Source organism: Staphylococcus sp. ACRSN (assembly GCF_022346615.1).
In the GTDB taxonomy this organism is placed as follows: domain Bacteria; phylum Bacillota; class Bacilli; order Staphylococcales; family Staphylococcaceae; genus Staphylococcus.
Genome location: NZ_JAKRNS010000008.1, coordinates 141,402 through 163,929 on the forward strand (window position 1 = coordinate 141,402; position 22,528 = coordinate 163,929).

The 22,528-nt window shown below is 28.0% G+C and carries 31 protein-coding genes and 1 pseudogene; 17 read left to right on the forward strand and 15 right to left on the reverse strand.

The annotated features are described in order from the left end of the window. Positions 1–129: 129 nt before the first annotated feature. Positions 130–669, reverse strand: coding sequence for a nitroreductase family protein (locus tag MHZ36_RS09250; RefSeq protein ID WP_239231198.1), 540 nt, complete (start codon positions 667–669; stop codon positions 130–132). A 67-nt stretch (positions 670–736) separates the two neighbouring features. Then, complete coding sequence (gene aroD / locus MHZ36_RS09255) at positions 737–1,456, reverse strand: type I 3-dehydroquinate dehydratase (protein ID WP_239231199.1); 720 nt, start codon at positions 1,454–1,456, stop codon at positions 737–739. A gap of 331 nt (positions 1,457–1,787) precedes the next feature. Here aroD and MHZ36_RS09260 point away from each other — a divergent pair, with 331 nt between their 5' ends. The 5 genes from MHZ36_RS09260 to MHZ36_RS09280 all read left to right on the forward strand — a co-directional run bounded on the left by MHZ36_RS09260 (position 1,788) and on the right by MHZ36_RS09280 (position 6,091). Continuing rightward, a complete protein-coding gene (locus MHZ36_RS09260) occupies positions 1,788–2,213 on the forward strand; it encodes an organic hydroperoxide resistance protein (RefSeq protein ID WP_239231200.1) in 426 nt (141 codons plus the stop codon). 691 nt (positions 2,214–2,904) lie between these two features. Then, positions 2,905–3,432: a GNAT family N-acetyltransferase gene (locus MHZ36_RS09265; RefSeq protein ID WP_239231201.1), complete on the forward strand. Its 528-nt coding sequence runs from the start codon at positions 2,905–2,907 to the stop codon at positions 3,430–3,432. A 257-nt stretch (positions 3,433–3,689) separates the two neighbouring features. Beyond that, entirely contained in the window at positions 3,690–3,941 is a 252-nt protein-coding gene (locus MHZ36_RS09270) for a hypothetical protein (protein ID WP_239231202.1), read from the forward strand. Between the two features lie 373 nt (positions 3,942–4,314). After that, the gene (locus MHZ36_RS09275; protein WP_239231203.1) at positions 4,315–5,610 is read left to right on the forward strand and encodes a CitMHS family transporter; all 1,296 of its coding nucleotides are present in this window, start codon (positions 4,315–4,317) and stop codon (positions 5,608–5,610) included. 241 nt (positions 5,611–5,851) lie between these two features. Continuing rightward, a complete protein-coding gene (locus tag MHZ36_RS09280) occupies positions 5,852–6,091 on the forward strand; it encodes a hypothetical protein (RefSeq protein ID WP_239231204.1) in 240 nt (79 codons plus the stop codon). 7 nt (positions 6,092–6,098) lie between these two features. Here the strand turns inward: MHZ36_RS09280 and MHZ36_RS09285 are convergent, their stop codons facing one another. Continuing rightward, on the reverse strand, positions 6,099–6,314 hold the full coding sequence (locus MHZ36_RS09285; RefSeq protein ID WP_239231205.1) for a YozE family protein: 216 nt from the start codon (positions 6,312–6,314) through the stop codon (positions 6,099–6,101). A gap of 455 nt (positions 6,315–6,769) precedes the next feature. Continuing rightward, positions 6,770–6,976 carry a TM2 domain-containing protein gene (locus tag MHZ36_RS09290; protein WP_239231206.1) on the reverse strand — a complete coding sequence of 69 codons (207 nt, stop codon included), beginning with the start codon at positions 6,974–6,976 and terminating at the stop codon, positions 6,770–6,772. Between the two features lie 316 nt (positions 6,977–7,292). Here MHZ36_RS09290 and tsaT point away from each other — a divergent pair, with 316 nt between their 5' ends. The 7 genes from tsaT (at position 7,293) to vraX (ending at position 10,943) form a co-directional block, all read left to right on the forward strand. Further along, complete coding sequence (tsaT, locus tag MHZ36_RS09295) at positions 7,293–7,478, forward strand: type II toxin-antitoxin system toxin TsaT (RefSeq protein WP_239231207.1); 186 nt, start codon at positions 7,293–7,295, stop codon at positions 7,476–7,478. 191 nt (positions 7,479–7,669) lie between these two features. Further along, positions 7,670–7,918: a hypothetical protein gene (locus MHZ36_RS09300; RefSeq protein ID WP_239231208.1), complete on the forward strand. Its 249-nt coding sequence runs from the start codon at positions 7,670–7,672 to the stop codon at positions 7,916–7,918. 95 nt (positions 7,919–8,013) lie between these two features. Continuing rightward, positions 8,014–8,148 carry a hypothetical protein gene (locus MHZ36_RS14330; protein WP_275432188.1) on the forward strand — a complete coding sequence of 45 codons (135 nt, stop codon included), beginning with the start codon at positions 8,014–8,016 and terminating at the stop codon, positions 8,146–8,148. 80 nt (positions 8,149–8,228) lie between these two features. Then, a complete protein-coding gene (locus tag MHZ36_RS09305; RefSeq protein ID WP_239231209.1) occupies positions 8,229–9,191 on the forward strand; it encodes an arsenic resistance protein in 963 nt (320 codons plus the stop codon). Between the two features lie 107 nt (positions 9,192–9,298). Continuing rightward, positions 9,299–9,430 carry a hypothetical protein gene (locus tag MHZ36_RS14335; RefSeq protein WP_275432189.1) on the forward strand — a complete coding sequence of 44 codons (132 nt, stop codon included), beginning with the start codon at positions 9,299–9,301 and terminating at the stop codon, positions 9,428–9,430. A 380-nt stretch (positions 9,431–9,810) separates the two neighbouring features. Beyond that, a complete protein-coding gene (locus MHZ36_RS09310; protein ID WP_239231210.1) occupies positions 9,811–9,987 on the forward strand; it encodes a hypothetical protein in 177 nt (58 codons plus the stop codon). Between the two features lie 791 nt (positions 9,988–10,778). Continuing rightward, positions 10,779–10,943: a C1q-binding complement inhibitor VraX gene (vraX, locus tag MHZ36_RS09315; protein ID WP_239231211.1), complete on the forward strand. Its 165-nt coding sequence runs from the start codon at positions 10,779–10,781 to the stop codon at positions 10,941–10,943. A gap of 230 nt (positions 10,944–11,173) precedes the next feature. Here vraX and MHZ36_RS09320 read toward each other — a convergent pair whose 3' ends face one another. From MHZ36_RS09320 to MHZ36_RS09335, 4 genes are all read right to left on the reverse strand, one after another. Continuing rightward, on the reverse strand, positions 11,174–11,608 hold the full coding sequence (locus MHZ36_RS09320; RefSeq protein ID WP_239231212.1) for a GNAT family N-acetyltransferase: 435 nt from the start codon (positions 11,606–11,608) through the stop codon (positions 11,174–11,176). A gap of 97 nt (positions 11,609–11,705) precedes the next feature. Next, on the reverse strand, positions 11,706–12,092 hold the full coding sequence (locus MHZ36_RS09325; RefSeq protein WP_239231213.1) for a VOC family protein: 387 nt from the start codon (positions 12,090–12,092) through the stop codon (positions 11,706–11,708). A 140-nt stretch (positions 12,093–12,232) separates the two neighbouring features. Then, the gene (locus MHZ36_RS09330; RefSeq protein WP_239231214.1) at positions 12,233–12,415 is read right to left on the reverse strand and encodes a hypothetical protein; all 183 of its coding nucleotides are present in this window, start codon (positions 12,413–12,415) and stop codon (positions 12,233–12,235) included. Positions 12,416–12,449: 34 nt separating this feature from the next. Next, positions 12,450–13,256 (reverse strand): alpha/beta hydrolase, encoded by an 807-nt coding sequence (locus tag MHZ36_RS09335; protein ID WP_239231215.1) that lies wholly within the window; start codon positions 13,254–13,256, stop codon positions 12,450–12,452. 165 nt (positions 13,257–13,421) lie between these two features. Between MHZ36_RS09335 and MHZ36_RS09340 the strand changes: the two genes are divergently transcribed. From MHZ36_RS09340 to MHZ36_RS09350, 3 genes are all read left to right on the forward strand, one after another. Then, positions 13,422–13,688, forward strand: coding sequence for a zinc ribbon domain-containing protein (locus tag MHZ36_RS09340; RefSeq protein WP_239231216.1), 267 nt, complete (start codon positions 13,422–13,424; stop codon positions 13,686–13,688). A gap of 284 nt (positions 13,689–13,972) precedes the next feature. Continuing rightward, complete coding sequence (locus MHZ36_RS09345; protein ID WP_343237213.1) at positions 13,973–15,403, forward strand: YfcC family protein; 1,431 nt, start codon at positions 13,973–13,975, stop codon at positions 15,401–15,403. 222 nt (positions 15,404–15,625) lie between these two features. After that, on the forward strand, positions 15,626–15,982 hold the full coding sequence (locus MHZ36_RS09350) for a DoxX family protein (RefSeq protein ID WP_239231217.1): 357 nt from the start codon (positions 15,626–15,628) through the stop codon (positions 15,980–15,982). A 165-nt stretch (positions 15,983–16,147) separates the two neighbouring features. On the opposite strand, the gene MHZ36_RS09355 is transcribed toward MHZ36_RS09350, so the two are convergent. The 3 genes and pseudogenes from MHZ36_RS09355 to MHZ36_RS09365 all read right to left on the reverse strand — a co-directional run. Further along, a complete protein-coding gene (locus tag MHZ36_RS09355; RefSeq protein WP_239231218.1) occupies positions 16,148–16,678 on the reverse strand; it encodes a YdhK family protein in 531 nt (176 codons plus the stop codon). Positions 16,679–16,852: 174 nt separating this feature from the next. Beyond that, positions 16,853–17,386 (reverse strand): CHAP domain-containing protein, encoded by a 534-nt coding sequence (locus MHZ36_RS09360; RefSeq protein ID WP_239231219.1) that lies wholly within the window; start codon positions 17,384–17,386, stop codon positions 16,853–16,855. Between the two features lie 571 nt (positions 17,387–17,957). Beyond that, positions 17,958–18,587 (reverse strand): annotated as a pseudogene (locus MHZ36_RS09365) (esterase/lipase family protein); the annotation flags it as partial. Between the two features lie 378 nt (positions 18,588–18,965). Here MHZ36_RS09365 and MHZ36_RS09370 point away from each other — a divergent pair. Further along, entirely contained in the window at positions 18,966–19,457 is a 492-nt protein-coding gene (locus MHZ36_RS09370) for a GNAT family N-acetyltransferase (RefSeq protein ID WP_239231220.1), read from the forward strand. A gap of 5 nt (positions 19,458–19,462) precedes the next feature. Here the strand turns inward: MHZ36_RS09370 and MHZ36_RS09375 are convergent, their stop codons facing one another. After that, positions 19,463–19,936: a MarR family winged helix-turn-helix transcriptional regulator gene (locus tag MHZ36_RS09375; RefSeq protein ID WP_239231221.1), complete on the reverse strand. Its 474-nt coding sequence runs from the start codon at positions 19,934–19,936 to the stop codon at positions 19,463–19,465. A 433-nt stretch (positions 19,937–20,369) separates the two neighbouring features. On the opposite strand from MHZ36_RS09375, the gene MHZ36_RS09380 reads away from it, so the two are divergent. Further along, the gene (locus MHZ36_RS09380; protein WP_239231222.1) at positions 20,370–20,597 is read left to right on the forward strand and encodes a hypothetical protein; all 228 of its coding nucleotides are present in this window, start codon (positions 20,370–20,372) and stop codon (positions 20,595–20,597) included. 225 nt (positions 20,598–20,822) lie between these two features. Here the strand turns inward: MHZ36_RS09380 and MHZ36_RS09385 are convergent, their stop codons facing one another. The 3 genes from MHZ36_RS09385 to MHZ36_RS09395 all read right to left on the reverse strand — a co-directional run bounded on the left by MHZ36_RS09385 (position 20,823) and on the right by MHZ36_RS09395 (position 22,429). Further along, positions 20,823–21,308, reverse strand: a complete 486-nt coding sequence (locus MHZ36_RS09385) for a DUF2798 domain-containing protein (protein WP_239231223.1) — start codon at positions 21,306–21,308, stop codon at positions 20,823–20,825. Between the two features lie 238 nt (positions 21,309–21,546). Next, complete coding sequence (locus MHZ36_RS09390; protein WP_239231224.1) at positions 21,547–22,071, reverse strand: VOC family protein; 525 nt, start codon at positions 22,069–22,071, stop codon at positions 21,547–21,549. A 91-nt stretch (positions 22,072–22,162) separates the two neighbouring features. After that, entirely contained in the window at positions 22,163–22,429 is a 267-nt protein-coding gene (locus tag MHZ36_RS09395; RefSeq protein ID WP_239231225.1) for a hypothetical protein, read from the reverse strand. Positions 22,430–22,528 lie beyond the last annotated feature (99 nt).

Consider the following 22,528-nt stretch of genomic DNA (forward strand, 5'->3'; position numbering starts at 1 on the left):
AACTCAAATGTAAATTGATGTTATAAATTGAAAATATCATTTTAAAATAGACCATTTAATGAATTAAAAATATTCATTAAATGGTCTATTATTTTCCAGTTCCATATCAAACTATTAATCTCTATAACATTAAAACGTTTCAATCATATTCTCTGTATGTCGTGGTCTATAATTCATTTCATCTTCTAAATCTGTTAAATATAGAAAACCAAGTAATCTTTCATTTTCTTGAATATTAAATAGTGCTTGAATTTCCTCATTAAATATATATTGTGGCGTCTTCCAACAAGTACCGATTCCAGCCTCATGCAATAATAGCATTAAATTTTGCATATATGCTCCGAAGGCTAAATGATCTTCTAATCCTTCTAATTGATTAGGATCTTCTTTTAAAATCAATATCAACATACCACCAAGATTTGTAACCACTTGGTAATGTTCTTTTTGTTTTTTCGGTTGGTCATGAAATGCAATTTGCGTTAATTGTTTGCTCATATTGCCTAATCTATCTTTAGCAACATGGATTACTCTCCATGGTTCCCTATGTCCATGGTTTGGCGCATCTGCAGCCTTTCTTATTGCACTGTATAATGCATCATCATCTATATTCATATCTCTTTTAAAGACTTTTATACTTCTACGTTGTGAAATAGCTTCTTGCAGTTCCATAATTAAATCGCCCTTCCTCTAATGATAACTATTATCAATTATAAAATAGAACGTATTTATTTTCAAATTACTCGTAAAGACTTAATTGTTTTTTTAACGTCTCAACATGAATTTGTCCTGGTGCTTTCGGAGTATCTAAACAACCATACGAAACCGTACCACCAAATATGCCTTGAGCTGTACGGGAAACGATACCTAATTTTGACATAGATATACCGATAACTTTTTCGGAAACAGTATCTGCAGTTTCCGAAACAGCTTCTAATAATTTCAATACATCCAATTTATCATGTGGCATCACTGCAACTTTAATATAACTTGGTGATAACTGATGCATCTTAAAGTACAAATGCTTTAATTCCTCTATAGCCGGTGTCTGTTTAAAATCATGATACGAAAGCACAACTTCTACAGCCTTATTGTTTGCCTCATTAATAAATTGTTGTAAATCTTCTCTATTTCTAGTCTTATCAAATTCAATATCAATCATATCTACACCATCATTTTTCACAATCTCTGAAAGCAATTCTGCATATTTATCAAAATTTAATGGACCGAACCCCCCTTGTGATTCGGTACGATAAGTTACCAATAATCGCTTATTGACATTGATTGATTTAATCGATTGAATCGCTTGCTTTAATAACTTTTCATCATAGTCTAACCATTGATCAATTCTGAGTTCGATCAGTTCAAATGAATCACTATATTTAGTTAATTGTTGTAGTGTTTCATCTGTTATATTTTTTTCTGGAGCTATCGTCACTGCAATATCGACTTTTGTCATCCTTTATACTCCTTTTATTTATAAGATAATTAAAATTATTGTATAACAATATTTGAAAATAACACAATGTTAAAAACGCATTTTAATCATATGAAGTTACCTTAAGTAACTATTTTTAATATGATCTACTTAACTTTCTCATAATTTAAAATTAAATTATATTTATCACATGTTAAATTTTCCCATTTAATAAAATACGATTACTTAAATCAATCTGTTAAAAACTTTCTGTAACTATCAGAAGAATTTTTTAAATGAAAACGATTTACAATGATTTAAATTTTATACAATGGGTAGACATATGAGTAAAGACCTTAAGGAGGTATTTTAAATGGCAGTAAAATATGAAACTAAAGCAACTAATACAGGTGGACGTAATGGACACGTTCAAACTGATGACAAAGCAATTGACGTAGCAGTTATTCCTCCAGCTCAAGCTGATGCTGAAAAAGGAACAAACCCAGAACAATTATTTGCAGCTGGTTATGCGTCATGCTTTAATGGTGCGTTTGATTTAATTTTAAAACAAAATAAAGTTCGAGGTGCAGAACCCGAAGTAACTTTAACAGTCCGTTTAGAAGATGATCCTGATGCAGAAAGCCCAAAATTAAGTGTATCTATCTCTGCAAAAGTTAAAGACGTATTGTCTCAAGAGGAAGCTGAAAAATATTTACAAGATGCTCATGACTTCTGCCCATACTCAAAAGCAACACGTGGCAACATTGATGTTGACTTAAATGTTGAAGTTGTAAAATAAAAATTGTAAGTAAATATCTAAATTGAGATATCAATCTTAATAGTTAAATTAAAAGGCAATTTCTGTTGAAACACTACAGAAATTGCCTTTTTTGTTAAACATAATTTTAAATCATAGTACGTCTAAATGTTTGATATTATAAATAACTGTTTGGTTATTATCTTTTACTCCACTGTAGAAAGATTGAAGTTACATTCTCAATACATGAAAAAGCCCTTATAATATATTCAATTAATCATTATAAGGACTTTTCATAGAAACTTAATTCTAATTTTCTGTTCAAATCATGATGTCTTTTCGTTTATATTTGATATGTATTTTACTGCCTTTCATCACTATCTTGAATGATAAAATAAGTAATTAAAATTAAAAAAGCAATCAGGACAAGAACCAATAGTGAAACAACAATTGTGATAAACAAAGTCACAAAGTTTGCCCCCTCTTCCAATTATGTATCCCACTATATTATATCATGTAATTCATATTTAAATAAGTTCTAAATTAATTCAATTAAGTATTATTATATAATTTATAAATCGAGATTAATTTCATTATCATATAAAACCTACTACTAACTTTTCATAAAAAATCAAAAATAGTATTGCTCAAATAAATTTTTTCCTTTAATATTATAATAAAATTATCAAAATATTAATAATAATTTTTCCTTCAAATATTTAGGGGGCCTTTAATGAGACATATTCGCTATTTAACAGTTGAAGATTTATCGATGTATTATTCGCTTTTATTGCAAGGCGTCCAACAAAAACTTGAAGTATACGCATGGAAATATCAAAATGAGCAAAGTATTTCTCAACAATTAATCAAATACATTCTTGATATTCATAACAACCATTATACTGTAATCGGCGTTTTTGAAAATAATGAATTAGTAGGGTCAGCCACTTTAATTCATGATCAGTCTTATGGATTAACACACAAAGCAATTATTGAAAATTTATGTGCTAAAGGCATAGATCATTCTGAAAGGGATCAAATTGCTAATTTGCTTATGCAACGCTTATTTCAAATATGTAAAGAAAAAGAAATTGAAATATTGTTAACTTCTTTAATCTCAAATAATATAAGCGGAAAGGTCTTTTTCAGTCAATTAAACTTTGAAACACTTGTGTTAGAACATCATGCCAGAAAATATGGTGATCGTTACGTTGATGAACATTGGCTAATATATAATTTTTTGGAAAATGATTTAGGTTAATTATAGAATATCACTTCATAAGTTAAAGTCTTTTATAATTAGTTATTACATAAATTTTAACCTGCTTGTTTGAAAATATGTATTAGTACTCATCTACTATTAGTGAAGTACAGTACTTTTATAAATAATCCTTTAATTACTTGCAATAATATTTGGAAGCAAATATTATTTTAGTAAAGACGTATAATACATTTATTTAAGTTATATCTTGGTAGATAGTTTAATTCATCTTTCAAAATCAGAGAGGACTGAACAAGTTGAAATATGCAACAACCTTATTATCCTTGTTTTTATCGCTTATTACGCTTGCAACACCACTATTAGTAGTTAATAAAATTTTAGAAGGAAACATAGCAATTCTTGCTGGCGGATTATTTATATTAGGTGTTTTACTAATTAATATATATGCTTGTTTACGCGGGGATCGAATAGCAAATATATTTGCTATGTGCGTAAGTATTTTCTCTTTTATTTTATTATCATTTCCTCTATGGCATTCATTACTTTAAAGCATGACTCCTTATGATTTAAATCAGTTACATACTTAGTATAAAATCAATACCCAAAACCAGAGATATGGATTTTAAAAAGCCTAAACGAATTATATAAAATTCATTTAGGCTTTTTTATGAACATTTTGCTTTCATCACCCTAATTTTTCTTTGACAAAACTTTAATTTTTTTCAATTCGTCTTTTTCATATACCTAAAAACCCCCCTTCCCTATTATTTCGCTTTCTTTATCATGCTTTTATTTTATTCAAAGATATCATTATGTTAGGCTTTTTGCTTTTGCAAAATAAATTTTTTCATTTTTACACTATTTTTAATTTTAAAAATATTCTGAAAGCGCTATAATAATAAAAATAAGGGGGATTAAAATATGAATTTAGCTATTTTAGGGTTCATCATGATTGTAATCTTTATGATTCTAATCATGACACGTAAAATGTCTGCCTTAATTGCTCTAATTGTCATTCCGACAATCTTTGCACTTATAGGTGGGTTCTATGCGGGCATAGGCAAGTTCATGCTTGAAGGTATAGAAACAGTAGCACCAACTGGTATTATGCTTACTTTTGCGATTTTATACTTTGGTGTTATGATTGATGCCGGTTTGTTCGAACCTGTGATTAATCAAATAATAAAAGTTGTTAAAGGGGATCCAGTCAAAATTGCATTCGGAACTGTTATACTTGCTTCCATGGTTGCATTAGATGGAGATGGTACTACAACATTTATTATTACGGTAACTGCAATGATGCCATTATATAAAAAAATTGGCATGAGTCTCTACACACTTTCTACTTTAGCACTACTTTCTATTGGTGTAATGAATATGTTGCCATGGGGTGGACCAACCGCGAGAGCAATTTCATCATTACAAGTCACTACGGAAGAAGTATTTATACCTATCATACCAGCGATGGTAGCCGGCATTGTCTTTGCATTTATTGTCGCATATATTTTAGGTAAGCGTGCTAGAAAATACATTACATCTTACACAAACATTGATTTAGATGAAGTCACTAAAAATGATACTAAAGAAGAATCGTTATTAAAAAGACCAAAAATGATTATTCCAAATGCGATCCTAACGATTTCATTAATTGTCTGTTTAATTATCGGTTTATTACCGATTCCAGTACTATTTATGTTATGGTTTGGCGTAGCATTATTAATCAATTATCCAAATTTAAGTATTCAAAATTCAGTAGTTAAAAAACATGCTGGTGATGTGCTTGCCGTAATCAGTCTAGTTTTTGCTTCAGGTATTTTCACAGGTGTCATGAATGGTACAAAAATGGTAAACGAAATGGCAAATGCTTTAGTACATATCATACCTGATGCGATGGGCAATCACTTTGCACTTATCACTGCAATCTTAAGTGGGCCATTTACATACTTTATGGCCAACGATCCATTCTATTATGGCGTATTACCAATACTTGCAGAATCTGCACAACAATTTGGTATTTCTAAAGTAGCAATGGCAAGAGCATCCGTTTTAGGCCAACCGCTTCATGTATTAAGTCCATTATACGCAGCAGGATATTTACTTGTTGGTATGTTAGATATTGAATATGGACAAAACCAACGAATTGTTATTAAATGGGCCATTGGTTCTAGTTTATTTATGATTCTAGTTGCATGTATTTTAGGTATTATACCTTGGTAAATAAAAAAATAATTTAAATATAAAAACCTGAAACAACTTTAAATAGTTGTTTCAGGTTTTAGTTTTGTTATCTATGGAAATATAATTAATAAAGATAATGTGTTATCTATAAAAATATAATTGTTTGATGATATGGATGAAAAATACTTTTAATAATAATTCTATTATAAAAACAGTTTTAATTTGTAAGCATATGGGTAAAACTTAACGTACAATTTACATTATTAAGGAGTGTTTATTTATGAAACCGCTTGGTGAATGTAATTATATTAACCCTTCTGCTATTTCACTTGATTGGGAATGCTTTGTTTTAAGTAAAAGTGATATGGAATTAGACGGATTGCCTAAAGAACTTATCAACAGTTGGATGGCACAAAATATAATTAAACCATTTTCTATTAGAAATAATGAAATAAATTTCAAAACAACTGATATCAAAGATGCTTTATATAAACAAAATTGGTATTATGCAGTGTACTAAATATTGATTATGCTAGATTAGCATTAGTATTATATAAACTTAATGCTCGATTTGCAGAAGCTAACAATTGTTGATCGATATAGTTACGATAAAAATATGCATACAATTCATTGTAACAAGTCGCGTGTTTTGGAAAGTTTTTATCTCCAATAATATTGTGTGCTAAAAAACCTAATGGCGTATTATCTTCTTCAAAACTAATTACAAAATCATAGAATGTCATATGCTTTACCTCATCAATCTTTAAATTTTGTTTGTCACTTTTGTATAAATCTTTTATTAATCATAACAAATTGAAAATATTTGTCTATGTGCTAAAAATTAGATATTAATAAATTAAACGTTCTAAAATCCCTTTGTGACAGCATTATTTTAACAACTGTTAACTTTATTAAGTTTACTTATGATTTTAGTTAATCCAAATTTGATTAATCAAATTTTTACTGACGTTGATCACACTAAGAACCTAGGACATAAATCCTAGAAAAATAATCAGTAAATGAGTGAGAAACTACCAGTTCGAACAATATTTTAGGCAAGTATACACGTTCAAAATCATAGGATATTAAATATAAAAGCGAGCTAATCTATAATGAATTAGCTCGCTTATTTTGAGAATGGATATTTATCTTCCGAACTCTACTTTAATTATTTATATATTCTCGGTGTGATCATTTTTTATACTAAGACATTACCATGTTGGTCTGCCGGCTTGAACACTGTAATAATTGCTCCTATAATTGCAAGAACATGTGGAACTCCTGTCCAACAAAACACTAAAAATAATAGACCCATTCCTGTTTTTCTAGCATAAAATTTATGAACTCCGAATCCACCTAGAAATAATGCCAATACAATATAGATTACTTTATTCACTTCATTCATAATAAATGCTCCTATCATAATATTTTATAATCATATTATATATCATCCTGCTTATTTAATTAAATATTTAACATCGTATTATATAATTCACGATTGTTTTCTATAAACAAAAATAAAGCTGATTGTTCATATATACTTTCAACATATCTATATATTATAATACAGTGAACATTTTACAATCCCCCTATTGTAACGCCCTATTTAATGATAAGATAAATCTGTTAAAAATTATTAATTATCTATTATTAGTCGCTTTTATTTTAATTATCATCGTCTTTCAAAACTTAAATAAATATAAATAGAGGAGGTTTTCGTTTTGAGTCTTCATTTCATGATTGTTTTATGGCTTTCTATCATTTTCCTAGTATCAGGTGTAGCTTCACTTATTACTTATAAAGTTCGAGGTTCTAAACAAGCAAAAGAATCATTGTTAGGATTGACTGTAATACTAATTGTTTTTGGTGTTGTAGGTATTTTATTTGTACTGATCTTTGGTCACTAATGCAAAGTTAAATTAACGTTCTAAAGTAATTGTCTCTGTTATTTTTCAATATTGAGATGAAATACTTTGGAACGTTTTTTATAGTTAAAAACTTATAAAACACTAATAATAAGACTGCAAATTCGTACATCAATATCATTTCGTTTATAATAAAATTAAAGCCATATCAATGTCGATAAGGAGGCATTTACTTGAAATTAACTTACTTACCACAGTGGCAAATTAAGAACAATAGTACAAAGCAGTTTGTCATTCAAGAAGATGAACAGTCTGTTTCACTGGTTAGTCCTATCAATGAATATGCAATGGGAATTCTAAGCCAAGTCACATTTACCATTATTAATGGAGAAGTTAAACAAGCTGTTGTTGAAAACAATAGTCCTGCAATTCATGTTAGTGTAGATGAAGCAAACGCATTAATTACGATTAACGATCAGTAGTGAAATGATAGTCCTATTTAATTAGTTAAAGTCACAAAAATATATTGTTTAGAATTTATTTTTCGTTCCATAACTTAGACAGGTGTGTGATGATAATGAAAATCTTAAAAAATTTATTCTTACTATTCACAGGTATTTTAATTATTCGAGCATTATTGTTAAGTATTGATAGTTCAAATAACGATTCAATTGAAAATAAAGTTATGGTTCAAGATAAACAAAAACAATAATTAACCGCACACAATTTTCTTAATATAGAAAGTTGTGTGTATTTATATAGTATAAGATAATAACGTACAAGGAGGTTTACATGAACAAGAAAAAACAATTTATTGAACATCATCAAATATCAATTTACTTAATATCGCTCATATTGGCAACAATCGTTGGTTTAACTATACCCAAATCAGCTCATTTTTTAGAAAATATAATTTCTGTTCTATTGGTATTTCTTATGTTTATTATGTTTTCACAACTACCTTTTTTTCAAAAAAATAGCCCCATAATTTCTATGAAGTTTATACTGGGATTAATTCTATCCAATTTCATATTTATTCCAATATTTGTCTATATTTTGGTTCATATTTTCCAAATTTCACATCCAGGTATACTTATTGGAGTTTATCTTGTTTTGCTAGCTCCTTGTATTGATTATGTCATTGTTTTTACTGCTATGGGAAAAGGCAATGCACAATATATGGCAATGGTTACACCTATATTATTACTCTTACAAATTGTCTTACTACCAGTTTACTTAACCTTATTTTTACAACATATGAATATACCTACAATAGAACTATTACCATTTATACAAACTTTTATAATATATATCATCATACCTTTTACTTTGGCCATTTTCTTACAATCAATGAGCCAAAACTCAAAAATTGCCAAAACAACATTAAAAGCCACAACTTGGTTACCTGAATTATTTATGGCACTGGTCTTATTTTCTGTTGTTGGATCACAAATTCACAACGTTATTTCTAATGTGTCTTTAGTCTATATGGTTATCCCTTTATACATAATATATTTAATTATTGCACCAATAATAGGTTATTTTAGTGGTAAATTATTATCTTTAGAAACCACATCTATTCGAACATTATCTTTTAGCACTAGTACTAGAAACGCACTAGTAGTTTTACCAATAACTTTTGCATTACCTGATAAAATAGCTGCAATTTCAGCAATCGTAATTGTTACACAAACACTAATTGAATTATTAGGAGAACTCATATATATAAAACTCATTCCGAAATTCATTCGTTAGCAAACACCATTTAATATTTATTATATATTCATACAAAAATATTACACCTACTACAATCTTTTTGATATAATTATGTAAACGCATACGAAATAAAGGAGATTACTTTCATGAAGCGCTTTTTATTTATTATATTTGGTATCAGTTTAATCCTATTTTTAATTAAATTATCAGTCACTATAAGTTTCATATCAGAAGAGGAATTAGAGGAAGATGAAATCGAAAGCAACACTAATCTGTAAATTTTATTTTATAATCTGTTTAGTTAACTATATCTATTTACATTAATATTAACCAAAAATCACTTAGTTAAAATGTAATAACACCATATAATCCATTTTTCATTGCTATGCTTTGTATGATGTTATTACATGTGCTTTGTTTTTTTATTTTTTAACTACTTTTTAAATTACTTTATCCCCATTTTTCACTTCTTTATAGCCCATTTTCTCTTAATTCTATCTACATTTCACACTTTATATTTCCAACAGTTAGAACGTATGATTATCATTTTTTATTAATATGCTTTAAAATAGTACAAAGATGAAATTTTACACTAGACAAAAGAACACTTATTGCGCCAAGTTTTGTATGAAGTTTGAAAGTAAAATGAGGTGATATTATGCATATTTTAAGAAAAATATATGAAGATGAAACGCCAATTTTTTATATACAAACGGATTTAGGTCTTATTATAAAAGTTAAATCTCATACTAATTTAACGCCTGAAGAAACAGAGAAACTATTAGAAGATGTAGCATTGAATATGGATGATAAATTAAAAAATAATATTGAGTAATTATCACTTACTTATTTTTTAAGTCACTTACTAAAAGTTAATTATAATAATTATTAGTTCATTATAAACTTTATGGATACCAGAAGGTCTTGGGATATAAATCCTAGAAAAATAGCAAGTAAATGAGTTTTAAATTCATTTACTTGCTATTTTTTACAATACTTCGTAACTTCACATATATTTGCTTAGTTACCTCAGAATACCTTTTCATCCTTGGTCTTCGACCGTCATTACTTACTCAAAATATTTTGCAAATCATAGTAATTTCACACTATATAATATGTAAGATTATATTTTATTATATTAATAAGTCTATCGTACCTATTTTTAACGTCCTGACTCTAGTTGTTAAATATATTACTTGTTAACAATCCCAGTACTGTGTTAACCAAATATTACCTTATTACAAAAGCAAAAAAACCTCTTAAAGAAGTGGCTTCTAGAAAATATAATTCACACAAAAGTTTGGAGGACTTCTAGTGCTTAATTATTATTTACCCCTTTTCATTCTATAAAAACACTTATATATTTAACCTTCTAATAATTATTTTTTAAATCTGAAAGAAGTTTAAAACTTCATTAAATTTGTTAAGCTTTTATTTTTTTATTCAAAAAAACAAATAAATCAATTCATACTGTTGGAAATCAATTTACTAAAAAGTTATCCTATAAGAGAGGCATTAATCATTTGTTTTATTTAATGCATACTTTAAGCAATTCGTATTACTATCCTCATTTAGCTTTGTGTTATTCACATACTTGAGGATTTCGATAAAAAAAGGGATGATGGAATGGAAATATTACGTAAAGTTTATAAAGATGAAGAACCAATTTACCACGTTAAGACAGATAAAGGATCTGTAATTAGAATTAAGGGCTCAGATGATTTAACACAAGAAGAAACTCAAGAGTTATTAATGCTCGTTTCTCAAGACATTGATAAAATGACTAAATAGCTTGCTTATATTATATTGCAATTTATTAAATCATATAAATCTGAACAAATAATACGTCTCAAGCAGCGTCTTTTACATTTAAGGGGGATAAAGTTTTTACTTTATCAAATATATATACAATTTAGTCTTACTATTTTTTCTATGATATGTTTTTTATTTTAAAACTATATTTAATGCAACCACCTAGTGCTAATCAATTATGCAAATCATACTAGGCGGTTTTTTATATTTTATAAATTCAAATCTAAGGTTACATGTGGTATGTTATCTTCTAAATATACTTCAGACACACATTCAAATCCGAAAGACTCATAAAAAGCTTGTAAATGCGATTGTCCAGAGATCCTAATTAATCGGGTATTATATTGATTTTTAATCACTTCTATTGTTTTTTGAACGATCTTGCGCCCATAATTTTTATTACGGTTTGTTTCCGTTACTAATACTCTTCCAAAACTGATATAGTCTTCTTTTTCTATAATTCTGGTATATGCTACGATTGACTTATCTTCTTTAATCAATACATGTAATGCATCATTATCTTCTGTGTCTACTTCTTGATATGGACAATTTTGTTCAACGACAAACACTTTTATTCTTTCTCTCATAATATCAATTAGCTCGATATTGGAAAGATTTTTTGTTTTTTCAATTTTAAACTCCATATATGTACTCCTAATGAAAGCACACTAAGCTTATTCTAGAAAAATAAACTTAGTGTGCTTAATATATTTTACTTACATATTAACATTTCATTTTCTTTTACTGTTCAACAATTTGAATCAGATTTCCACAAGTGTCATTAAAAATAGCCATTTTTATGTGATCTACTTCTTTTACATCCGTATGAAATTCAACTCCAGACGCTTTCAAATTCTTTTGAGCTTCCTCTATATCATCAACACCAAACATAGTAACTGGTATACCAGCATTAAATAAACCTTCTTGATAATTCTTTGCAATAGGACTTTCATTAGGCTCTAATACAATCTCCACTGGATTTGATGAATTAACTTCTTTAACAGTTAACCATCTAAACCCTCCTCCTATTTCCATATCATGTACGAGTTCAAATCCTAATTTTTCAGTATAGAAATTTTTTGCGTGATTTTGGTCTTCAACAAATATACTTGTTGCTATAATTTTCATTTTCATTCGCCTCCTATTATCTTTATCTTCAAATTCTTTACATCATAAACAATATTTTGATGATTGATCAATATGCCAATTTTAGCTACATACTATTGTCATCTTTTTTAAAATTTATAAACTCTTTTCAAAACTTGTACTTATGATTTATATACAATATTAATAAAATAATCTATGCCTTCAACACTGTTTGTCACTAATGGAGTCACACTTATGATTTCTCCAGTTTCTTTTGCTAAGATTTCTTGCATAAATTGATTTACGCGGTCGTCAAATACTTCGAAGCTTTCCTCATATCGATTATACAGTGTCTTAATTTTCATATTCATAGACTCCTTTACACATTTCAATTATTGCTTATAACTTACTATTTAACCAAGCATCAATTTCAGCAAATATACTTTGATTATAACTGCTTTCATTCAATATTTCGTGTTGTAACCCTTCATAAATATGAAGGGATTTTTCTTTTGATGCTATTTCTTCAAACAATTCTATTGAATCTTTATAACTAACTAAACCATCTTCCATTCCATGCAAAATTAATATTGGATATTTAAATTTATGTGCATTTTCTTTCAAATACGTAACACCGTCTAACAACGTATAAATCAACCCCATTGAAATTTGCTTAGCGTTTAAATCATCTTCTTCATATTTTCTAATAACTGTTTCGTCTGAACAAACACCTTCTCCTAATTCATTTTCAATATAAACATCTGATGCTCTATCCCGTTTTGGATAACCAAAAAGCGGTAAATTATACCACGTCAAAGCACCAGAAGTAATGATACCATCAACTCTATTTTCAAATTTACTCCCAAATAAAGTAACGGTATATCCGCCCATACTATGGCCTATTAAATATACTTTCCCTTGAAAATTTTGTTGAACAAAATCAATAACTGCTATTAAATCTTCAACAATTTCGTCAATACGACTAAAAAAAGTAGTTTTGCCACCGGATCTCCCATGACCTCGTTGATCATAACGAATTACATTAAATGAATTTCTATTTAAAAATTCTGTTAAAACATCATATCTGTCTAAATGCTCCGCCAATCCATGAACAATTATAATATTTGCTTTTGCTATTTCAACATCATTAATTTTTGTATATATACTTGTACCATCTTGAGATTTCAAGTATTTAATATAATTCATAAAATCACTCCATTCAATTGAGTATAATGAATCCTTAACTTTACTATTCTTCTATTACCCTTTTTTATATTTACCATAGCCTAATAAATAGTTGACTTTGAATAGTTTCTATATTTATATGGTTTATAACAATAAAATAATTTAAAATTCAAAAGGAGTGATAAAATGGCTAAAGTTAAATTGTGCCAAAGTTGTGGTATACCCTTAGATGATAAAACACCTTTAGGAACAGAAAAAGATGGTACTTTGTCAGAAAAATATTGTTATCATTGTTATCAAAATGGCGAATGGACTTTAGATTTAAGTTTTGATGAAATGTATGCACATAACTTAAAAAAGTTTCAGGAATCTGACATGAATAAATTCCAAAAATTTATTCTTAATAAGATGTATACTAAAAAATTCATGAAAAAATTAGAACGTTGGCAGTAAAACTGTTATAAAAATACTGTATTCATTGGCCTCAGTGAATACAGTATACTTTCAAATGACCACCCTCTCTTAAATAATCTTCTTTTTATAACTTACAACAATTACAGAAACTTACATTTCTCAAAAAACTAATATTCATTTTATTAAAATTAATATTGTTATATTACATTGTATATATATACAAAAAATAATTCTAAATTTTCAGAAATTTACAATTTATTTTACTCTATTCCATGCTACAATAAATTTATTTTATATATATATACAAAGGGGTTGTGTATTTATTGGTTAATTCCACTAATGATAAGAAACGTTCACCAAATGAAGCGAAAAAATTTAAAATGCCACATATTTATGTCATTTTATTTATATTTGGGGCTATAGCTACACTAGCAACATACTTTATACCTTCTGGTGAATTTAAGCGTATTAAAGGTCCTGAAGGCAGAGAAATGGTCGATGCAGATTCATTTCATTATATAAAATCTGCACCTGTTGGCATTGTAGATTTTATATCAATAATACCAAAGGGACTGATTGAAGCTGGAGAAATTGTATTTTTTACATTAATTATTGGTGGCATGTTCATGGTACTTAGAAAAACAGGCATTATAGAAATAGCTGTAGATAAATTAGCAAGACAATTTATCAATCAAAGTATTTTTATAATCCCGGTTCTTACTACAGTATTTGCTATCGTTGCTACATTGATTGGAACAGCTGAACTCTCACTTGTTTACATACCAGTCATCATACCACTGATTATTGCTCTTGGTTATGATTCAATTACGGCAACTGCTATTGCACTATGTGGAACAGTTGTTGGTTTTACTGTCGGCGTATTAAATCCAATTAATACAGGATTAGCACAAAAACTTTCTGGAATCGAAGTTTTTTCAGGTATTGGTTTACGTATTGTTTTATTTATTATAGTGTTGATTTTCACTATAATTTTCATCATGCGCTATGCACAAAAAATTAAAAAAAATCCAACTTTAAGTTCTGTTTATGTAGAAGATCAAGAAAAAAGAGCACTTTATCAACAAATTACAAACCAAGCACCTATAATAGCAACTAAAAAACAAAAATGGGGTATTGCTATTGTACTTGTATTTTTTATAATTTTAGTTTACGGTGTTACAACTCAAGGTTGGTTTATGGTAGAAATGGCCGGCTTGTTCATATTGATGGGAATTATTGTCGGATTAGTAACAGGACTCTCAACTCAAGAAGTCTGCGAAGCTTTCAATGAAGGATTCAAAGATGTCTTAATGGGTGCTATAATCGTTGGATTAGCACGTTCTATCGCAGTAGTACTTGAAGATGGTAAGATAATGGATACAATCGTTCACGGTTTAGGTTCAGCTATAGACGGTGCAACACCCACAGTTGCTGTAGTAGGTATGTATGCCGTACAAGTTGCAATAAACTTTATTATTTCCTCTGGTAGTGGCCAGGCACTCGTAACGATGCCTATTATGGCACCACTTGCAGATATGTTAGGTATTACAAGACAAACTGCCGTGTTAGCTTTTCAATTGGGAGATGGATTTACGCATGTATTTTATCCAACTAGTGGTTATTTCATGGCTGCATTAGCAATAGGCGGCGTTTCTTACACAAAATGGATTCGTTTCTTTTTCCCTTTATTTATAATATGGGGCATCATTTCAATTATCACATTAATCATCGCACAACTTATTGGTTGGAAATAATTATTTAATAAATTTAAATCTAAGCATTGCATAGTAACCTTGATAGAAATTCAAATTAAATATATTACTTAAATTAGCACAGGTTGAGTCACAATAAACATCATAACCTGTGTTTTTTATTATAAAAATTTATAAATAAAATCGTTTTCATTAATCAAAAGCCTACTATTTCTATATAATTTATCATATAATAATAAATTATAAAAAGGAGGTAAATATAAAATGAGGACTGGTATGTTATTAATTAGATTAATGTTAGGATTAACATTTATTATACATGGAAGCCAAAAAGTATTTAGCGGCTTTGGTGAACCAATGCATATGATGCAAAGTTTAGGAATGCCAGCATTTTTAGGTATTTTATTAGCACTATTTGAATTTATAGGCGGTATTTTAATGATTTTAGGAATCTTAACAAACTATATCGCACTTGGATTTATTATAATTATGTTAGGTGCATTATTTACAGTTCACTTATCACAAGGATATATGGCTTCAGAATTTGTAATCACATTGCTTATTATGAACATCGCTATTGCCCTTTCTTATAATTGGAAAAAAACAATTCAATTTTATTAAAAACTAACTTATAGATAATCACATAAATTCAAGTACACTACAGGATTAATCCAATATAAAAATAATGCAATAAATTAAAATACAGACTAAGACATAATGTATGCCTAGTCTGTATTTTTTGCAAAGTTTTTAAAATTCATTTCAATTTTAATAGTATATATTATACTATCTATCCTTTAATTCCTCATCAGTCATCCATTTATGATTTTTCACCCATTTATCATTCTTAGTATTTTTATAATCTACAACATATACGGTTGTATCTTTCACTTTATCAATCTCTGCAATAGCACCTTTCATACCTGGCATGTGATCTGCTTCAAGTTTTACTGAATCTCCTTTTTCAAAACCATGTTGCTTTGCATTTTCAATTTCCTCATTTACCACCCATTTATGATTTTTAACTTCTTTATCTCCATTTTTAGGTTTATAGTTCACTTCGTAAACATGTGTTTTATAAGCTTGTTTAACGATTCCTTTTGCATTTTTCATGCCTGACATATGATCAGTGATAATTTGAATCTTATCCCCTTTTTGGAATTTACCATTTGTTGATTTTTGCATATCTTCTGGGATAGTACTTTGATTATCGTTATGTGATTGGTGTTGTGAATCATTCATTTGCTCATTATCATTTGAACATGCTGTTAATAGTAGTCCTGAAGTGATAGCTATTGTTATTAATTTTTTTACCAAAATATCCCACCTTCTTTATTTAAAATTATTATATAATACGCTTAATATACAATACATAAAATACCCCTTCTAGGTATATTAAAACATGATTAATTATTTTATTTCAAAAAAACCAAGTGAAATTATATTATTTCACTTGGTTCTTTTTTATATATTACGTATTTAATTACTTTATTATTTTTTATAATGTGGCCTAATAAACCACATTTCAGATTCATAATTATGAACTACTTTATGCGCAACTTCTTTCTTTTCAGCTCCGCCGCCTTCCCAATTTTGATCTAGTGATTCAAATTCTGTGTAATTGCCATCGTAATTTGCATCTGTAACAATCGCAGTATGCCCTGCTCCATTACCATAATTTTCATTAAACACAACAATATCCCCTGGTTTAGCCTTAAAATCATAAGTATTTTTATAAACTGTTGCTTCACCATCAAAATTATTTTCTTTTGGTATATCCTTAGCGTAATCCCCTTTCAATCCATGTCCGAACAAATAATCCCATTGCTCATTAACTAAATCGAAACATTGCCAACCGTATTCATTATCATAATCCCATCCTTTACCTTCAAGAGATGAAGTAAAGTTCATTGATTCATCATGTGACATCGTTGTTGCTGCAGATACTGTATGTATATTGTGTAAGAAAAATATCGTCATCGCAAAAATAAAAAATGTGAAAAATTTCAAAATATATTTTGTCATCCGTTTTCCTTTCATAATTAGAAATTAAAATGTATTAATAACCACAAAAACATTATAAATTCTTAGATAATATAATATTTTCAATCCGACAATAATATATCATATGTATTTTTCTAAAGTATTACATTGATATGAATTTAATTTTAATTATTTTTATATTAATGTAATATAATTTGTAAAATACTATTAATTATATTTATTGTTTTTCAATGCTTATTAACGATTAATTATTAATAGTAGCTAAAAAAATAAAAACGCGAATCCTTTTATATTAAAAGATTCACGCTTTTATGAATATTGTTTGTATAGTACCTAATCATTTATCGAGCAAGCATTAATAATTTATAAAAATTTAGGTACTTACATAGTGGACTATATAAGTAAAAATACGCTAGCTAAAAATATTTTTAACAGTTTTAACTACTTTATTCATCCTCCAAGAATCAATAGCATGGAACATACAAAATCAAAATTTTTCAGACTTAGGTTCTTAATGTGTGCTTATATTAAAACTAATAAAATTAAAAAAGGAAATTATACTTTTCTTTGTGCTTTTACTATCCACTTTTAGATTAGTATTATAACTACCACCATCTAGTGCCCGCTTTATATATTTTTTAACTTTATAATTATTGAGTAAACCTATATGACTTACACCAGATACTTGCACATTTTTTCCACCTGCTAAATATGATAAATGCGAATCAACAACACAGTCTTCCGAACTATAAATAGAAGTATATAAAATTTTATGACTAGGATCTGTTCCGGTATATGCCGTATTAGTTGTTAAACCATTGGCACCACCTAAAGTTACTACATTATTCACTTTACTCCCGCCGCCTAAATTCTTTATGTAGTTTAGCGTTGTCGCACCACCCATACTATGGGCTACAATATCTACTTTTTGTGATCCAGATTCTTGTAATACTTGATCTATATATTGCTTTAACTGAGGACTATCTTTAGAAATATATCCTTCCTTATTTTGAAAATTGATACCATAAAACTGATGTCTATCCCAGCCATTAGCGATGAGATAATTTTCAATTTTACTAAAATTATTAGCTCCACCACCAATTCCATGTACAAAGACAACTGGATTGTGCTGCACACTCGCTTTAGCATTATGGCTTTCATTAGGAACAATAGTAAAAATTAATCCAATCAACATTGTAATAATAATAAATTTTTTCTTCATGTGTTTCTACTCCTGAAATGATATATACAAATATTACACTAATTTTTTTATCTAATCAATACCGATTTTTTTATAATTAAAAACATTTATAAAAACAAATTCTTTAATTAAATTATTGTTACATTTTAATATTATTTATTATTGAAACTTAATAATTGTAACTGTATTTATTCTGATTTCAGACGAAGACGTGACTTCAGAAGTTATATTAGCCAAATATTATATAACCCTAATTCACTATATTGACGTCTAAAATTATTTTTTCAGCTTTACTAATAATTACTTTAATACACTAATCTAATTCTTAAATATATTGACCATAAATAGTTAAGGTGCTAAACTATTTTCGATTATAATAATGAACTGCGAGGGATTGAAGTGTATAAATTTAGAAATGTTAAGAATAGCGACTTAAATGATTTATTAATTATCGAGAATAATGGTTTTACACCTGATGAAGCTGCAACTAAAAATGCACTGATTGATAGAATCAACACTATCAATGATACATTTATAGTGGCAGAAGCTGAAAATAATGGAGAAATTGCTGGATATATCAATGGACCTGTAATAAATCAAATGTATATTACAGACGATTTATTTGAAAATATTGATAAGAATAGAACAGAAGGTGGTTATATTGCAGTTTTAGGACTTGTCGTTTCCGAGTCTCACAGGAACCAAGGTTTAGCTGGAAAATTATTAAATCAACTTGATCTTATAGCTAAAAAAAATAAACGTCTAGGCGTTACTTTAACTTGCAAAGCTACATTAATTGCTTTCTATGAAAAATATGGTTATATAAATCATGGTTTATCAGAATCAACTCATGGCGGGCAAGAGTGGTTTAATTTAGTCAAAATACTTTAGTTACATTATTTATCATTATTATTTTTTAATAAATACATTAAATTATCATTAACAATAGATAGAAATTGTTCTATTTTTTCAAAATCATCCGTTGAAAAATGCTCTAATTTAGCTAAATACGCTTCATATTCAGTTTTATCTAAATTCTTGTGATATTGATAAACAGTGTACCCTTTTGAGCTCAACATGATTACAACTTCTCTTGAACTATTAGTACTTTTTCGTTTTTCAACCAGACCTTTCTTAACCAATCGAGAAATATTTTGGGAAGCAGCGCTTTTTGTCCGATTCATGTATTTTGCAATATCTGATATATTAATATGCTTTTTATCACCAATTAGATTTATGATATGCGCTTCAACCATATATAGGTCATCTTCCGTGCCGTATTTTCTAGGCTTACTCTCATATTCATTTAGTAGTCTAGATGTTTCATATAATGTATCTATTGTATTAGAAAAGACATTTTCCTTTGTCATGTTTATAAGCCCCTAATATTTTAGTTATTTTATAAATATAATAACATACTGTCAAATTGATGTTTAAATGCAAAACAATCATTAAATATGCTTTTATAGACATAAACTAACAACGTGTTTTAATAACATTTTTTATATTGTGAAAAATTAAGTTGCATATCAATATGTCATGGTATATATTAAATTTAGGCTCGTCAAAAGCCTATAACATAACACCTGCCTCTAGTATTTATCTAGAGGCAACCCTTATAATCAATATTATCGCTAGAGTTAATTACTCTAGTATTTTTTTATATAATTTTAATGTGAATAAACTTATACTTACACTATTTGTTTCTATTAATAAGTATTTTTACTTTTGGATAATTTCTTCTATTCATAAAGAAAAGTGTTATCATATATTAAAGATTAATTGTAATAAAGGTTGGTGAATATGGATAAATTCGGATTATGGATTAGAAGAATTGCGATTGTAGCCTTAACATGCTTACTTATACAAGGTGTTGTACGTATGGTAATGCAATATTTCGGTTGGCCACCCTATGATAAACCATTGTTAATTGTAGGTGCTGCAATGGTACTATTAAGTGAATTAATAAAAAATAAAAATTTAAACCTTTTAGTATTTGCAATTGGTTTTATACTTGTGATATTTGCTTAAATAAACCGCTAAAGAAGGAAATTATTATTTTCATGACCTTGAACAAACTAAATCTCTATACTTAAAAAAAAGAGAGTTAATCTTTAAAAGATTAACTCTCTTTTTTTTAAGTAAGTCTTACGATTTTGAATATTCAAGCTTGCCTGAGGTATGTTTCGATCCTGTAGTCTCTCAATCCTACTATCTGCTGGGAGACAGTACGTTACCAAGTCGGATCAATAGCCCTTATTGCTCTGTTCTCATTTTGTCTATTTTAATAAAATTCATAAATATATAACGCACTAATGGCCCCATAACTATAATTTGTAGCGGTAATGCAACAATTATATTTTTTCCAAATACTGTTAAAAAATCGATAATCGGTGAATTTGAATTAAAACCATTATGCAAATAACCAGAAACTAAACCATAAATTGACATACAAAATGCCATGCCGAAGACCATGCAAACTGAAATTGATAATATTTTATATATTCCTTTATCAGTGTTAGCTGTTATTTTCAGAGCTACTTTTTTTGCATTAGGTCCCACAATAAACATATCTAATATAAAAGCTATCACAAAAGCTATTACAAAGTTGTAAAGTCCTTCAATAAAAGTAATTTCTGTAATTGATCCATTTAGACATAGATTATAAATTGTCATCACAAGAACCATACCAAAACACATTATAAAGCCAAACTGTAAACTCTCTTTTTTTGTAGTTGGCAAAATTATCATCCTTTCTTAATCACATGTATTCAGTATAGTTATTGAAATTTTGCTTCGTAAGTGAACATTCTGTGAACAAAATATTATAGTTAAACAAAAAATGTAATTATTGAACATAATACTAATTTCTATTTATGAGCCAATTCATATATTTTCAAGAAAGAATATCTCTTTATTAAATATAAAAAACTTACTTATAAATAAGTAAGTTTTAGCTGTAAAATTTAAATATCTTTAATTAATCTTTGGGTATAAATACATCTTGTTCACTATACTTTGGATAATAGTATCCATTTGGAATTGATTGTAGTTCTATCAGTAATTTCCAACTCGTCTTTAAATATACACTACTACTATTCGTACTATCCTCATACTTTGAATTATCATGTTTTTCTGATAAAGGCATAGCACCTGCTTCCACTGCATCATTAATTGCCTGATCCATATTCTCAACAAACAGTGAAATATGATTAAATCCTAAATCTTCTAACCTTAATGGTTCACTTTGCGAGTTACTTTTGATTTCAAACATTTCAATGTTTGCACTATTGCCAATTACAATCATTCGTTGTTTTATAATTTTACTGCCTTGCGATAATCCCAACATTCTTTCTACTTCTGAACCTTGTCTTGGATCATCATCATAACTCAAACCATCATACGCAATCTTCGCACCAAATGCATTTTTGAAAAATTCAGTTGCTTGATCAATATTTGGAACCGTAAGCCCCACATGATTGATACCTTTTACATTATTCTTCATACATTAAACTCCAATCTTTAACCTACTATATTTATACTAACTAAACTTGATTATAATAGTTATGATATTAAAAATTTTACAACACTACTGTTTAATCTCTTTTTATCATATTTGGAACTTCATCTTCTTTAACTATTTCTTGCTTCAAAATAGTACGTCTTCGCTCAGTAAATGTAATTTTTATCCAATCATTCTTTTTAATATTTCGGCCATCGTTTGGCAACTGATAATCATATACCACTTCTTTATCTTCACTAACCAACTTCTTAATTAGTCCATTATTTTTTACGATACCATAGTATACTTCTTCTTTACTCAGACTATAGATTGAATAAACTACGAATATGACTGGTATCAATAACATAATACCAATTAATATGAATAATTTTTTTCATATATAATTTCATAATTTAGTTATATAACATTTTAATTAATTGTTACCTATCCAGAGAAGTAT